This window comes from Bacillus sp. CZDM1 (assembly GCF_055502545.1).
Map to the genome: position 1 here is coordinate 143,369 of NZ_JBUESO010000009.1, position 14,179 is coordinate 157,547.

Sequence of the window (14,179 nt, forward strand, 5' to 3'; positions counted from 1 at the left end):
AAGGGGGATTCATCAGAGTTTTGTTCATGTTTGGGATGTTCTTAGTTGGAAGAGAAAAATGTTGAAAAGTAAATATATATATTTACCTAACAACTCCCAGTATTTTCTATATCCCTATGTTAATAAACATGTTTGCATAAAATAAGGAGAAAGTATGGCAATTTATTGTCTTATTAATTTATTTTAATCATTTTCCATTATAAGTAGTTTTTCTAATGGAAGGGTATGACAAAAGCCATATAGAGCGCAAAAAAGGCTTGGTAAGCATACCAAGCCTTTTGGCATAATTATTTCGAATATTAAAATCGGTTCATCATATTTTCACCTTTCATTCCTTCTTGATTCGCTCCGTCCATCATCCCTCCATTATTATGGCAAGCATTGTACATTTCTTGCAGATCTTCTTTGGATGTATCTGGATGCATTTCTTGCATAAAAGGTAGCATTTTTTCAAAGCTATTCTCTTCTCCAAAGTTGTTCGTTCCTGCTGCAAATACAGCCGTTCCTGCTCCAAGGATTAAAGCGGAACTTAAAACTCCTATTGCCCATTTTTTCATCTTTTACAACTCCTTTCTTTTATACCTTCATTTTAATGTAAAAATATGCAGAAAAAATGGAAATATCTTGTTGATTTTATGAAGTTTCAACTTATAAATCTCTTTTTATTACAAAAGTATGAACAATATTAAATATAAGCATCGTGACATATTATCTCCATGATCTATTAATAGAAGCATATTCTATTGATCAAATTTTGAGTTGGAATCTCATTGAAGATTAAGAAATAAAAAAATGGAGGTTTTAAATGGTTATACAATCCAATATGTCTCCAAAAGCTATAGTGGAAGTGTGGAAGGAAACAGAACCTGTTTTTATAAAATATAATGTACTGATTATCGAAAAGACTTTGGAATCCACTATTGATACTGATCTTCTTCCTAAATTACTTGTTGAATTAAATTCCATTGTTGGAAGTTCCATTGCAACTTGTATAGAAGGTGGCTGACAAATGTCACTTAAAAAGGAGTAGGTTACTCCTTATACGTCAAAGAAGGTTAAACAATTACATATTTGAGGCATTCCAAGATAATTATTTGGAATGCTTTTTTTATTTTTTCGAAGTAAAAACATAGATATTCCCTTTTAGACATAATGCACCTGTTTCACAAAATTGTCATATTTCGAGTCGAGTTCTTCAAAGTTTCTGCACATTTATTTACTATAGTTAACTTATTAAAGTTAAGGGGTGTATTAAGTGAAAAAATTTATGATGGTTAGCCTCTTGTTCCTTGTTAGCATCTTTATAGCTGCCTGTGGGACTTCCTCGGACAATCAAACGAAAGGCACCACAACCGAATCCGAAAAGAGCTCTCAATCAGAAAAAGATAAATCTGAAAAAGAAAAAACTGCCTTCATCTATACAGCTGAACAGGGTGCTATCACCAAAGTAGATGCAACTAGCAACAAAACAATTAAAACCATAGAGGTTGAAGGTTCTGTTCATAATGTTCAAATATCTCCAGATGGAAAAACAGTAGGTGCTACGGTTGTTCCTGGAACAGGAGGGCATGGAGAGCAAACGTGTAGCGAATGTAACCATGAAGAAGAACATAGTGAAGGACATGGGGGCGATGAAGGTGAACATGGACAAACTAATGGCTTTGCTTTCTTCTATGATGCTGAAACAGACGAATTAATTAAAAAAGTTGAAGTTGGTACTCATCCAGCTCATATCGTGTTCACTGAAAATATGAAATATGCCCTGGTAACAAACAATGAAGACAATAACGTTTCCGTTATTGATTTATCATCTTATAAAGTAATCCAAAGTATCTCAACAGGAAAAGGACCACATGGATTCCGAATCACTGCAGATAGCCAATCGGCTTACATTGCTAATATGGGTGAGGACACTGTAAGTGTAATTGATTTAGTGGGTATGAAAGAAAGTGAAAAAATTGTTGTGGGGAATACACCTGTTACAACTGGTGTTACGCCAAACGGAAAAACATTAGTTGCAACTTTAAATGCGGAAAATTCATTAGCGATTATTGATTTGACCACTGATAAGGTTGAAAAAGTTCCAGTGGGTGAAGGTCCTGCCCAAGGTTATATACAATCCGATGGAAAATATGCATTTGTTGCAAACCAAGGAACTCCTGATAAGCCAACAGCTAGTGTCTCAAAAATTGATCTTAAAACCAAAAAAGTAGTTGCCACCATTAAGGTTGGAAAAGGTGCCCATGGAATTGTTACAAGTAATGATAATCAATTTGTTTATGTGACAAATATGTACGATAATACTGTGAGTGTCATTAAGAACGACGACAATACTGTTATTGCAACTGTAAAAGTAGGGATGGAACCGAATGGAATTTCTATAAAATAATCGATTATGTAAAAATTAGAGGAGATAACGTCCTTGCATTAGTGGGCAGAATGTCATTACTTTAATATTTTGTGACAAAAGTAAGCCCCCCATTTTTGAAAAAATATAGATGGTATACTAGTTTTATAGACAGAAAGGAAGTGAAACGTTTTATGAAGGCGAAAATTTTCCTGCCAATCATATTTATGGCAGCAGTATTAGTTGGTTGCGGACAAGCAGATTCCAAAAATGAGGCTTCTATAAATGAAAAAGAAGTTGAAAGCATTAGAGAAGTAGTAAGCGATTATAGTTCAAATAAAACAACAAATGACACTGCATCCATTACTTCTCAAGAGTTAATTATCGAGAAAAGTGATGGGAAGGAGTTAGCTTATGACTTGTCTGAGGAAGACTTTTTCGTTTCTATTGCACCTTACATTGATAAAACTCATCCATGAACAAATCATAGCTTGACAGGTTGTCAAGGTGAGTTGGTTGAAGAGGAGTTCGATGTATTCATTGAAGATATGGAAGGCAATGTAATTATGGATGAAAAAGTGATATCCCAAACTAACGGATTTTTCGACTTATGGCTTCCTAGGGATAAAAAATTTCGAATAAAGATTGATCATGCTGGTAAAGTATCAGAATCAGAAATTTCTACATTCGAGAATGATGGAACGTGCATTACAACTATGCAGCTAACTTAAAAAGCACATATTTTAGTAATAAGAATAAGTTCTGTTTTAAAGCAAAAAGTTTATATCACACATAAAGGCACCGTGATTAACACGGTGTTTTTTGTGTTGGATGTTAATTTGAATCATCAAAGAAATGTCAGTGACAATGAAAAGGGTAAGAGGGATCATAAAATCCTCTTACCTTTTACTATTACTGTTTTATTGGAATGATTAGCGTTTGGCCAATATAAAGGTATCCAGTTGGATCCAGTTTATTGGCATCGACAATTGCTTGGGTGGTTACCCCGAATTTTTGAGCAATCTTCCAAAGTGAATCACCGGAAACCACTACATAGGTGGTTTGCGTAGGCTGTTCAGGCTGCGCCACACTCGGAATAATCAACTTTTGGCCAACATAAAGGTACGCAGTTGGATTCAGTTTATTGGCATCGACAATTGCTTGGGTGGTTACGCCGAATTTTTGAGCAATCTTCCAAAGCGTATCACCTGAAACAACTACATAAGTGGTCTGCGTAGGCTGTTCAGGCTGCGCTGCTCCCGGAATAATCAGCTTTTGGCCAACATAAAGGTACGCAGTTGGATCCAGTTTATTGGCATCGACAATTGCTTGTGCACTGACCCCGAATTTTTGAGCAATTTTCCAAAGGGTATCACCGGAAACAACTGAATAAGTGGTTGCCGCTGGCTGTTCAGGTTGTGGTGCAGTCGCAGGGACTATTAATTTTTGTCCTATATATAGATATTTGTTTGGATCATGGTTGTTCAAGGTAATAATTTCAGCGCTTGTCGTGTTGAACTTGGATGCAATCTTCCATAAGGTATCGCCACTTACGACTATATATTCAGTCGTTTGCTTTGCCGAAGACGGTTCAGTGACAAGTTCAACATCACTCACACTGATTGTTCCTGTCACCCCTTCTTTAACAAGAACGGTGTATTTTCCATTCTCTATCGCTTCCGACATAAGCGGGAACGTGTCTCCTTTTACAGCAGTATATCCTTGCCCTGCAGGATCAACGCTCATTTTTGCTGTTTCGCTGATGACGCGTACTCTTTTTTCAGGCTGCATCGGTTTGATTTCGTACATGTTTTCCACTTTCACAGCGCTTGGAAACGTAATATAGCCGCTATTTGGGCCTTCTGCCACATTGAGCTTGATAAAGTAGCTTCCGTTTGGTACTTTTCCGCCCATGATGTCTGAGCCATCCCATACAAACGTGTGAGTACCTGCTTCAAATGTTTGTTCACTTACCACAAGAGCGGCATGGGCTCCGGCAGCATTTTCGATATAAATGGATAATTTCGCAGGTACTGCAAGTGTAAATTGTCCAGTGACCTTATCGTTTATTCCATCTCCATCAGGAGTAAACGAAGGCGATTGGAAGGAAGCATCTGTAACAATTTCTTTTAATCTTGATACCGGAATATAATAATCGGCATCTTTGATTGTAATCGTTCCAGATCGCCAGATTAACGGTGTTGTGGAAGGATAGTTATAGGCTGTTTCGATTGTTTTAAAAACAATCTCATAACTGCCATCCATTACAATCCTTCCTGTTTTATCTGTGCCATTCCAGCTTACAGTATGGCTTCCGGGAGATAGGGTTTCCTTGCTGCCGGTATAGATTTCATCTCCGTTTATATTACGGATTGTCAGCTGAACTTCAGCAGGACGGTTTAAGTTGAACGGAATTTGGACCGAATTTGTTTGTGTTTGTCCGTATTTAGGTGAAAACACAGCTGGATTTGGAGAAACGCCATCAATTAATGGCTTGGGACTTGTCTCGGTGACAACTGTGAGCGACCCAAGCGGATATCCTTGCATTTGATTGTATCCCTGGTCCGTGAGATATCCTTTGATTTGGTATATACCTGCGGGAAGAGGCGCTTTTTTTGTATCATCCCATGGTACCCAATCCACTTTGTGTACAGTTTTAAAGACAACAGTCGATAAATTAATTTTTGTTTGTATGCCATTCCCAACGATAAGAAGATACCCGCGTGTTGGCACGTTTGTTTGCAATTGAACTGTTGTGTAGCCGGGGACTCTGCTACCTTGGTAGGCAACAGTAGAAGCAGAAAGAGTAAATGAAGTAATTTCAATCGCTTGCCGGTATCCGCCATATCCCATTCCGTAACCACCGAAACCCATTTCAGGGAAACCGCCGTATCCTCGTAGATACCCTCCGATACCCCTTCTGAATAATCTTTGCATGTTTACTCCTCCTCAAAATGTTTCAGAATTAATGTATGTGTCCATTTTGAAGGGAGTATAGATACTTGCCTATCAAAACGGTAAAGAAATAAAGGGGAAATGGGGACACGGATGATGCTGCTGTTTAAAACCTTAGTTTCTTCACCTAGAGGTTAAGCATCGATCTGATAAATAGACGGAAAAATTCCACTTAATTTATAATTACTAATAAAAATAGAGATAATCGTATCTAACTGAGGGAGCTTAAATAGAAGGAGAGATTCCGTCAAGATACTTCCGCGATATGCCTTAAGAGCACGCTTCAATTCTTCTTTTGCATCAACATCCAAGTGATGGGCAGGCTTGTCTAAAATTAATAATTTCGTCTCCTGGTGAAACTAAAAGCTATTTACAAACCCTTATCATTAATTTACTGAGTTTTTACAATAATCCTAATTTCCCTTAAAACTTTAAATTTAATCTATTACTAGATTCATAATTAATATTTGAGGAGAGATAGTCTGTGAATAATGAAACTACTAAAAATGGCTTTAACAGAAGAGACTTTTTAAAAGCGGGAGGAATGAGTACACTTGCCCTCACACTTGGGTCAACAGGTGTATTAGCACTTGGTTCAAAAGCATTTGCGGATACGACGAATAATCCAACCAGCGGTTTTGGCGGTTACGGTCCTTTGATGCCGGATCCGAATGGAATTCTCGACCTTCCAGAAGGTTTTCATTACAAAATTATCTCTAAAGAAGGCGGTCTAATGTCAAACGGGGCAAAAATCCCTGGGGCTTTTGATGGGATGGCAGCTTTCGAAGGACCTAACAATACTACCATTCTGGTTCGTAACCATGAATTAGGGGCAGGAGCAGCATTTGGAAGCAATCCTTATGATGCAGCGGCTAAAGGTGGGACAACCGCTCTAGTTGTAGGAGCTAATCGGGAAGTGATCGAAGAATATGTAACATCATCAGGTACAATTCGAAATTGTGCTGGTGGAGCGACACCATGGGGTACATGGTTGACTTGTGAAGAAACACGTTCTGCGACACACGGATATGTATTCGAAGTGGATCCGACACAGCCGGAGAACGAAATGTCCAGAACTCCAATTAAGGAAATGGGGCGTTTTTCACACGAGGCTTGTGCCATCGACCCAGCTACAGGATATGTATACTTAACTGAGGATGCAAGTCCGAGCTTCCTTTACCGCTTTATCCCTATAGACACTAGCCAACAACCAGGTGCCCTGCAACAAGGCGGTAAGCTTTATGCCGCTGCGATTGAAGCAGTAACCGATCCGAAAGCAAGCACGTTTAAAACAGGACAGAAATTCCAAATCGTATGGAAAGAAGTTAATCCGCACCTATGTGTCGAGGATGCTATTGCACAAAAGTGCATTCAGTTCAGTAGATTAGAGGGAGCGTTCTTCCAATCGGGTGTCTTCTGGTTTGATGACACATCTGCCGGAGACAAAAAACTCGGACGCATTTACCGCTATACCCCTGCAACAAATACATTGGAACTTTTCTATGAGGGAACGGATGTACGTGAAATGGAATATCTGGATAATATCTGTATGACCCCATGGGGCGACCTTTGGTACGCAGAAGATGGTTCAGGTGATGATAGACTCTTGGGAATTACTCCAGAAGGGAAAATCTATCCATTTGCCCACAACCGTCAAAGCGGGTCAGAATTGGCGGGACCAACATTCTCGCCTGATGGAAACACACTTTTTGTTAATATTCAAAGCCCTGGCCAAACCTTTGCTATTTGGGGACCGTTCCAACGAAGAAATTCTGCGCGCGCAAGGGAAATGTCTTATGCAACTCCTGATGCACATTTTGCACCAAAGGTCTCTGAGGAAATGGTTAAATATGCGGAGAGTCAAGGTATGTCCATTCTTGAAGCAGCCGCATTTGAACGTCATGGGGTAAAGATATAAATTTGTAATGAATAACTAAAAAGGTACCAAAAAAACAGAGAACAAGTATTTCTTGATCTCTGTTTTTTTAATTTTCATTGATCTTGCCCATTTGTAACAATTGCGTTTTTGTACCATGCTCCTATTCTAACAGCGAAGAAAATATATCATGTTATGTTGGAAGGATAGTGGGACAGGATTGACCTTCCTTAAATCATAGTTTTCTTGCAACAATAACCAATGCTGGTGATTCATTAGAGTGACTTTCACCTTTAAAGTTTCCGTATACATCGTTCATTTGAAACCCGATTTTTTTAAGTATTGAAATTAATTGTTGAGAAGTAATTGGATATAAAGGAATAGTATTTTCTGTTGTCTCCCCATTGATAGTTAATCTTGATGTAAAGAGTAGATGTTCGTCTTTTTTTTCATAATGCCTTGTAAAGGTGAAATCTTCTTTTTCAATAGCTGGAAAAGAAAAATCATTTTTGGATAACACTCTATCATAATTCACTTGCTGGAGGATGATTAGCCCATTCGGATTCAATTTGATATAACATTTCTGTAAAAACTTTTCAACACCTTCTAAATCAGATATATGAGGTAGTGTGTTTCCAATGCAAAGGATTCCATCAAAGTTCTCCTGAAATTTATCTATCTCTTCCATTGCTTTGGTTTGGACAGATAAAAGAAGTCCCTTCGATTTAGCTTTTTTCTTAATTGATTCAGCCATTCTTTCTTCTGGCTCTGATGCGGTAACGTTTAACCCATTCTCTGCTAGGGCAATGGCCATATTTCCTGTTCCAGCTCCCATATCCAGGAGTGAATTTCCTTTATGAAAATATTGAGATATGAACGTCTTAGCAGTTTGATTTAATGGGAAAATTTGATCATAATACGAGGATAAATCGTGATAAAAAGACATTTTGATGAGCTCCTATCCAACTATATTTGTTTAAAATAAAATCAAAATAAATAAAGGGATTAAAATCGAACTTATAATCGCAGATAGAATCATTCCGGCTGAACTAATAGAACCGATTTCTAAACTGTATTCAAACGCCCTTGCTGTACCAATTACATGGGCTGCGTTTCCTAAGGCCATTCCTTTGGCTAAATCGCTCTGAAACTTGCATGTTTTAATGATATATGGCCCTATTATCATGCCGCTAAATCCTGTAACCATAACAGCAATTACCGTTAATGAAGGAACAGCAGCTGTCAGCTCAGCAATTTGAATCGCAACTGGAGTTGTAACAGATTTCGGAAAAAACGAAAACATGATTTCTTTCGAATACCCTAATAGGTTCAAAATGATTAAAAGGCTAATGAAATTTACGAGAACCCCTACAAGGATACTTGTTAACATGACACGAAAGTATTTAACTATTACTTTTTTATATTTGTATAAAGGGTATGCAAGCGTAACAACCGTCGAACCTAATAAATTATTTATCCATTCGCCGCCAATCATATATGTTTCGTATGGAATATTAAATAACAGCAGAATCATAATGATAAAAAAACTAACGAAAAGGGATGGATTGAATAAAGGGTTTGGATACTTTATATATAGTTTTTTGGCCAAGAAAAATAAACAAATTGTTAATAAGACCATACAAATACCGATAATAAATTTTATCATGCTGAAAATTTCTCCCTATCCTCAATCACTTTCTTTTGTTCCAGTTTTTCACCTGCGTAACCAGAACCAATCAAAACAAGACAAGTACTTACAATGAGTACAACAACCAACAATAGACCTTTCCCCTGAAAGAAATCAAAGTAATTAATAATGCCAACTGCTGCGGGAATAAAAAAGAACATCATGGTTGATAGTAAAAAACCTGCTCCCTCTTGAATCCATTTTTCAGGAAGTATATGACATGATAATAAAATAAATAAAATCAGCAATCCTAAAATACTTCCGGGGATAGGTAAATGAAATTGTTTCTGAATGAAATCTCCTAATAAAGAAATTATGTAAATCAAACATACCTGGACAATTATTTTTATGAGTTTCACAATTTTACCTCCAAAATAAAAAGTAATCCTGTTAATTTCATTTTTTTACTTAAATTTAACAATACTTATATATTCTACTCCTAACTACCAGCCTGCTCAATGTATATAATTGGTACTGTTTGAACTTTAAGTAATGTTCACAATTTCACAAACAAATACCATGGTAAACAAATAGTTCCGGATTTTTCTTAATGATATTTGGGCCAATTCCCAAAATTGGATCAAAAAGACTATCTTTTGGACAAGCTTTTTACATTCTTGGGAACATTAACTACTATAAAAATAGTAAGGTTCGTTCAATAAAATAAACTATGGAAGAGATTGAAAATATGTAGAGGAACAAGGTATTTATCCTTATCCCATTCTTTTGAAGTACTAATATACTCTTTTTTTCCTAGAAGGACTTAAAACCAATGCATTTTTATAAAATATGAGGATTGGTCCAGATAAGTTTAGTGTTATTATTACTCTGATTCCCACTGTCCCAAACGCTGCTTTCAGCTACACTGCTTTCCCAACCGCTATTTTCATCTACGATTCTGTCCCATAAATTTTTTCTATTTTTTGTATGATGAAGGATCGTATCAAGTGCCTCCCGAAGTTCATGACGATGCCATTTATTTATAGAAAGGTTAAGCGTCATTTTTTCAATGCCACGAACTGCATCTTCGATTGAGTTGTCTTTTGAATAGACTATGTCCTCATTGAGCATTAAATCTGTATACATTATGCATAATTTTACTTTTTTATCAGAAAGTTGCTGAAGCTGTATAATTAACTTTAAAAAAGGTATTAAGCAAAATATACAATATTCTTCCTTGCCTTGATCATCCAATTTATCAGAAGACGTAATTGCTTGAGTGAGTATTGAATAAGTGTTCATCCAATTTTTAATCGATTTCTCTTCTTGAACTATCGAATGAAAACATTTCACATATTCTTCATCTAATGTTTTTTTCATCTCTTTTCCCTCAAAGTGATCCTAATGGTTTAAAAGGGCTGCAAATAGTATCCATTTTATGATCCTTCTTATCATCCTTCTTATGATCCTTCTTACAACAATCGCACTCTATCTCCAATACATTTTCTAACTTACGGAGCAAAAGCCATTCTTTCATTAGCACTGTTTCAATTAGCTGATTAACTGACTTATTAATTGCTAATATTTCTTTATTTGTTGGATGAGTGGGAAAATCAAAACACTCACCGACAAAAGCCTGAACTTTTTCAGCCTCTGCATTTAAGATATGTGCCAGGGCAATTTCTTCTAATGCTATTGATTCTAATAAATCAATTTTTGTGTGAAATAAACATGGCCTATGGGGTTGGGGTGGCAAAGTTGGCATACTCATGTAATTCTTCCTTTCCTCCAACATATATTGGATTTTATAATGTTCTGATGATAAATCACCAGTTTTGGTACGTTGATCTAAAGTGCTTTAGAATTCTCATACCCTGTAATACGTAGTCATTATCTCTAATTAGCCACAAGAAAATGTTTAAGGAAGAGGGCTAATTGAGATAAGTTCAAGTACATTTTCAAATTTGAATTGCAGCAACATTTCCTTCATGATAACGTTCTGAAGAGTTTTAGTAACACTTGCATTGATATCAAGCAGGTTGGAAAGTGTAACTGTTTCAGAAGTTAGTGTAGTCCCGTTTTCTAATGTTCCTAATACTAATTGAAGCTTCTCGGCTTCTGCGTTGATAATGTGAGCAAGAGCTATTTCTTCATGTGCAATTGAAGCGAAAAGTAATGGGATTGTCTGGTCTGTCGAGATTGAAATTAATGGGTTATTAGGAGGTATATTGGCCTGTGACATCGGTTCACCTCATTTTCGTAGGTCATAGTACTAGTCTATTTGTTCGGGCTTGGCAAAGACACTTATAATTCTTAAAATGATTGCCCATTTTTGTGGACTTCCCATTCAATTAATGATGCTTTCTGTAACACTCCTCAATGAATCAAATATATCGATGAGCAATTCCCTCATAATCAATTCTTTTTATTCATCTATAATTCGTCAGATGCCCCATACAAATAAATATCTATCCACATATGATATTAAATCTCTTAAGAAATTATGGTTTTGGGGTGTATTAATGAAACTTATATTGTTATCTGGTGGATCAGGGAAGCGTCTGTGGCCACTTTCCAATAACTCTAGATCAAAGCAATTTCTAAAGGTTCTAACGAGTCCTGAAAAGAAGTTAGAGTCAATGGTTCAGAGGATACGGAGGCAATTGGAAAAAACGCAATTACTAGATATAGCATATATATCAACGAATAAAACACAAATGGATATTATTCGCAGTCAAATAGGAAACCAAGTACCGCTGATCATTGAACCAGAGCAAAGGGATACCTTTCCTGCGATTATATTAGCGGCGACTTATTTATATTCTGTTATCGGTGTTAGTTTAAATGAAGTTATGACAGTCATGCCGGTCGATCCGTTTGTAGAAGATCAATTTTTTGATAGAGTTGCGTATTTAGAGGATGTTATCAAACAATCAGGAATGGATATTGCCTTAATCGGTGTAACCCCTACCTATCCAGCAACGAAATATGGCTATATCATGCTCAACAATAATGAAAAAGAGCATGATTTAGAAACAACCTATCAGTCAGTTAGGGGGTTCAAGGAAAAACCGACAGAAGAGCAGGCAGAGCTATTAATTGAAGAACAAGCATTATGGAACTGTGGTGTTTTTGCATTTAGGCTGGGGTATATTATTAAGCTATTGAAGGAAAGAGGACTTCCTACGAAGTATGATGAGATGATGCAGCTTTACGAAAGACTGCCTAAAATAAGCTTTGATTACGAAATCGTTGAAAAGGTGGAAAAGATTGCGGTTATTCCGTATAACGGATATTGGAAGGACTTAGGTACTTGGAACACATTAACGGAGGAAATACAAACATCCGTCATTGGCCGAGGGACTTTGAGTGATACTTGCACAAATACCCATTTAATTAACGAATTAGATATGCCTGTCACGGTAATTGGTGCCTCAAATATGATTGTAGCGACGAGCCCGGATGGTATTTTAGTCTCAGACAAATCGAAAAGCCATCAAATTAAAGAGTTAGTTAAAGATGATAAGAAACGGCCTATGTATGAAGAACGCCGCTGGGGATGGTACCGTGTTTTAGATTATAAGGAATCAACCGATGGTATGAACGTACTTACAAAACGTTTATGTGTATTTGCAGGGCAAAACATCAGCTATCAATACCATCACAAACGAAGTGAAGTATGGGTGATCGTTAAAGGTGAAGGTGAATTTGTGTTGGATGGTGAAGCAGTTTTTGTAAAAACAGGTGATGTATTGAATATACCAGTGGGTGCAAAACATGGGATTAAAGCAAACGATGATCTTGAAATTATTGAGGTACAATTGGGAAGTCAGCTTGAGGAAGAAGATATTGTACGTTTGTATATGTCATGGGAGGAAATGAAGGAATCGATTAAAAAAGGGTGAATTAAAGGAGGGAAAGTATGAAATACCTAGTTGGTATTGGATATAAGAATCGCCTTGATTTACTTAATCGTGCGGTGAATAGTATTAAACCATACTGGCCGCATACGGTTATTGTTGATAATTCAGATGGGAGGGATTTACGTAATGAAAGCACATTATCTTCTAAAGTCACGATTTACGAACCCCCAGTTCCATTGACATTTCCCCAAAAAATAAACTATTTGTTGGAACGTGGAAAGAAAAACTCATGTGATGTTTTAATATGGATGCATGCTGATGCTGAACCAAAAGGAGGAGTACCGGAAGCTTTCTTAAAATTAATTGAGGCTATAAATCGGGAAGAAAAAAAGTGGGGAGTCATATTCACAAATTATGATTCCTTCTGTGCAATAAATATTGAAGCAACAAGGGATGTAGGGGGACATGATACCGTTTTTTCAATGTATTTTAGTGACATTGATTTTTACTGGAGAATACACTGTGCTGGTTATAAAATCATGCAAACAGATTTACCAGTATTCCACCACGGTAGCTCTTCTATAAAGTCTGATCCGTATTTCCATTATATAACACATGTAACATTTCCGTTATACGAAAGCTATCTTCATAACAAATGGGGGATAAAAAAAACTGACCAGCTGTCGTATAAGATAATATTCCGCCCAAGCGGATTTCACAATCTAAACTCTCCAGGAGATCAATCTGAAGGGGGAACAACATGAAATATCTTGTTGGTATTGGTTACGTCAACCGGGATGATTTGCTAAATAAAGCAATTAAAAGTATCGAACTATTCTGGTCTAATACCCTAATCATTGACAACTCAAATCACAAGGATTTAAGAAAGAAAGATTTGTTTTCTGCAGATGTGCGAGTCTATGAGCCACCTGTTCCCTTAACGTTTAGTCAAACGATGAACCTATTGCATCGGTTCGGATCAGAACAGAGGTGTGATGTGATTATTTTTATGCATAATGATGCCGAAGCAGACGTTGGCACGGCAGAGAAGTTTCTTTTAGCCATTGAGAAAATGCAAAAAGAAGGGCGAAAATGGGGTGTCGTATTTACCAATTATCATACACTTGCAGCCTTCAATATGAAAGCTGTTAAAGAAACAGGGCCCTGGGACACGATTTTACCGCATTATTTTTCCGATTGCGATTACTATAGAAGACTGCATCTGGCTGGGTATGAGCATGTTAAGACCGGTCTTAATGTGATTCACCATAATAATGGGGCTTCTACCATTAAATCTGATGCCCAGTTGGAACATATTAATAATAGAACTTTCCCTTTATATCAAAGTTATTATCAATCTAAATGGGGAGGCTTGCCTGGTAAAGAACGCTTTACCATGCCGTTTAATCGATATCCGATTAATTCGGTCAAGGACTATTTAAAAATTTTTGATAAATAGGTTAATGAACAAAGGAGGAGAGCAGAGATGACAGAATCTAAGGAACAACTTT

At 36.8% G+C, this 14,179-nt stretch carries 15 protein-coding genes and 1 pseudogene; 7 read left to right on the top strand and 9 right to left on the bottom strand.

Going from position 1 to position 14,179, the window contains the following annotated elements; all coding sequences use genetic code 11:
- Positions 1-299: 299 nt before the first annotated feature.
- Positions 300-557, bottom strand: coding sequence for a CUE domain-containing protein (locus ACY3XC_RS20255; RefSeq protein ID WP_464870130.1), 258 nt, complete (start codon positions 555-557; stop codon positions 300-302).
- 248 nt (positions 558-805) lie between these two features.
- Between ACY3XC_RS20255 and ACY3XC_RS20260 the strand changes: the two genes are divergently transcribed.
- From ACY3XC_RS20260 to ACY3XC_RS20270, 3 genes are all read left to right on the top strand, one after another.
- Positions 806-1,006, top strand: a complete 201-nt coding sequence (locus ACY3XC_RS20260; RefSeq protein ID WP_464870131.1) for a hypothetical protein — start codon at positions 806-808, stop codon at positions 1,004-1,006.
- A 261-nt stretch (positions 1,007-1,267) separates the two neighbouring features.
- Positions 1,268-2,389 (top strand): YncE family protein, encoded by a 1,122-nt coding sequence (locus ACY3XC_RS20265; RefSeq protein WP_464870239.1) that lies wholly within the window; start codon positions 1,268-1,270, stop codon positions 2,387-2,389.
- Between the two features lie 152 nt (positions 2,390-2,541).
- Complete coding sequence (locus ACY3XC_RS20270; RefSeq protein WP_464870132.1) at positions 2,542-3,078, top strand: CueP family metal-binding protein; 537 nt, start codon at positions 2,542-2,544, stop codon at positions 3,076-3,078.
- Between the two features lie 181 nt (positions 3,079-3,259).
- Here ACY3XC_RS20270 and ACY3XC_RS20275 read toward each other — a convergent pair whose 3' ends face one another.
- Entirely contained in the window at positions 3,260-5,284 is a 2,025-nt protein-coding gene (locus tag ACY3XC_RS20275; RefSeq protein WP_464870133.1) for a LysM peptidoglycan-binding domain-containing protein, read from the bottom strand.
- Positions 5,285-5,550: 266 nt separating this feature from the next.
- Positions 5,551-5,658, bottom strand: a pseudogene (locus ACY3XC_RS20280) (hypothetical protein); the annotation flags it as partial.
- Positions 5,659-5,786: 128 nt separating this feature from the next.
- On the opposite strand from ACY3XC_RS20280, the gene ACY3XC_RS20285 reads away from it, so the two are divergent.
- On the top strand, positions 5,787-7,220 hold the full coding sequence (locus ACY3XC_RS20285; protein ID WP_464870134.1) for an alkaline phosphatase PhoX: 1,434 nt from the start codon (positions 5,787-5,789) through the stop codon (positions 7,218-7,220).
- 193 nt (positions 7,221-7,413) lie between these two features.
- On the opposite strand, the gene ACY3XC_RS20290 is transcribed toward ACY3XC_RS20285, so the two are convergent.
- From ACY3XC_RS20290 to ACY3XC_RS20315, 6 genes are all read right to left on the bottom strand, one after another.
- Positions 7,414-8,124, bottom strand: coding sequence for a class I SAM-dependent methyltransferase (locus tag ACY3XC_RS20290; protein WP_464870135.1), 711 nt, complete (start codon positions 8,122-8,124; stop codon positions 7,414-7,416).
- A 30-nt stretch (positions 8,125-8,154) separates the two neighbouring features.
- Entirely contained in the window at positions 8,155-8,844 is a 690-nt protein-coding gene (locus tag ACY3XC_RS20295) for an LrgB family protein (RefSeq protein WP_464870137.1), read from the bottom strand.
- Complete coding sequence (locus tag ACY3XC_RS20300; RefSeq protein WP_464870138.1) at positions 8,841-9,224, bottom strand: CidA/LrgA family holin-like protein; 384 nt, start codon at positions 9,222-9,224, stop codon at positions 8,841-8,843. Before ACY3XC_RS20300 ends, ACY3XC_RS20295 begins: the two co-directional genes overlap by 4 nt.
- Positions 9,225-9,645: 421 nt before the next feature.
- Positions 9,646-10,185, bottom strand: coding sequence for a hypothetical protein (locus tag ACY3XC_RS20305; protein WP_464870139.1), 540 nt, complete (start codon positions 10,183-10,185; stop codon positions 9,646-9,648).
- Between the two features lie 10 nt (positions 10,186-10,195).
- A complete protein-coding gene (locus tag ACY3XC_RS20310) occupies positions 10,196-10,576 on the bottom strand; it encodes a hypothetical protein (protein WP_464870140.1) in 381 nt (126 codons plus the stop codon).
- A gap of 147 nt (positions 10,577-10,723) precedes the next feature.
- Positions 10,724-11,047 (bottom strand): hypothetical protein, encoded by a 324-nt coding sequence (locus ACY3XC_RS20315; RefSeq protein WP_464870141.1) that lies wholly within the window; start codon positions 11,045-11,047, stop codon positions 10,724-10,726.
- A gap of 280 nt (positions 11,048-11,327) precedes the next feature.
- Between ACY3XC_RS20315 and ACY3XC_RS20320 the strand changes: the two genes are divergently transcribed.
- Genes ACY3XC_RS20320 through ACY3XC_RS20330 form a run of 3 tightly spaced genes read left to right on the top strand, consistent with a single transcriptional unit; the run spans position 11,328 to position 14,127 of the window.
- Positions 11,328-12,710, top strand: a complete 1,383-nt coding sequence (locus tag ACY3XC_RS20320) for a sugar phosphate nucleotidyltransferase (protein ID WP_464870142.1) — start codon at positions 11,328-11,330, stop codon at positions 12,708-12,710.
- 17 nt (positions 12,711-12,727) lie between these two features.
- The gene (locus tag ACY3XC_RS20325) at positions 12,728-13,432 is read left to right on the top strand and encodes a glycosyltransferase family 2 protein (protein WP_464870143.1); all 705 of its coding nucleotides are present in this window, start codon (positions 12,728-12,730) and stop codon (positions 13,430-13,432) included.
- Positions 13,429-14,127 (top strand): glycosyltransferase family 2 protein, encoded by a 699-nt coding sequence (locus ACY3XC_RS20330; protein WP_464870144.1) that lies wholly within the window; start codon positions 13,429-13,431, stop codon positions 14,125-14,127. The genes ACY3XC_RS20325 and ACY3XC_RS20330 overlap by 4 nt, the downstream gene beginning before the upstream one ends.
- The last annotated feature ends 52 nt before the right edge of the window (positions 14,128-14,179 follow it).

Excerpts from the sequence above, each read along its gene's own strand:
- ACY3XC_RS20310 (WP_464870140.1), bottom strand. The coding sequence starts at position 10,576 with ATGAGTATGCCAACTTTGCCACCCCAACCCCATAGGCCATGTTTATTT.
- ACY3XC_RS20290 (WP_464870135.1), bottom strand. The coding sequence starts at position 8,124 with ATGTCTTTTTATCACGATTTATCCTCGTATTATGATCAAATTTTCCCA.
- ACY3XC_RS20320 (WP_464870142.1), top strand. The coding sequence starts at position 11,328 with ATGAAACTTATATTGTTATCTGGTGGATCAGGGAAGCGTCTGTGGCCA.
- ACY3XC_RS20255 (WP_464870130.1), bottom strand. The coding sequence starts at position 557 with ATGAAAAAATGGGCAATAGGAGTTTTAAGTTCCGCTTTAATCCTTGGA.
- ACY3XC_RS20260 (WP_464870131.1), top strand. The coding sequence starts at position 806 with ATGGTTATACAATCCAATATGTCTCCAAAAGCTATAGTGGAAGTGTGG.
- ACY3XC_RS20265 (WP_464870239.1), top strand. The coding sequence starts at position 1,268 with ATGATGGTTAGCCTCTTGTTCCTTGTTAGCATCTTTATAGCTGCCTGT.
- ACY3XC_RS20295 (WP_464870137.1), bottom strand. The coding sequence starts at position 8,844 with ATGATAAAATTTATTATCGGTATTTGTATGGTCTTATTAACAATTTGT.
- ACY3XC_RS20315 (WP_464870141.1), bottom strand. The coding sequence starts at position 11,047 with ATGTCACAGGCCAATATACCTCCTAATAACCCATTAATTTCAATCTCG.
- ACY3XC_RS20330 (WP_464870144.1), top strand. The coding sequence starts at position 13,429 with ATGAAATATCTTGTTGGTATTGGTTACGTCAACCGGGATGATTTGCTA.
- ACY3XC_RS20275 (WP_464870133.1), bottom strand. The coding sequence starts at position 5,284 with ATGCAAAGATTATTCAGAAGGGGTATCGGAGGGTATCTACGAGGATAC.
- ACY3XC_RS20305 (WP_464870139.1), bottom strand. The coding sequence starts at position 10,185 with ATGAAAAAAACATTAGATGAAGAATATGTGAAATGTTTTCATTCGATA.
- ACY3XC_RS20325 (WP_464870143.1), top strand. The coding sequence starts at position 12,728 with ATGAAATACCTAGTTGGTATTGGATATAAGAATCGCCTTGATTTACTT.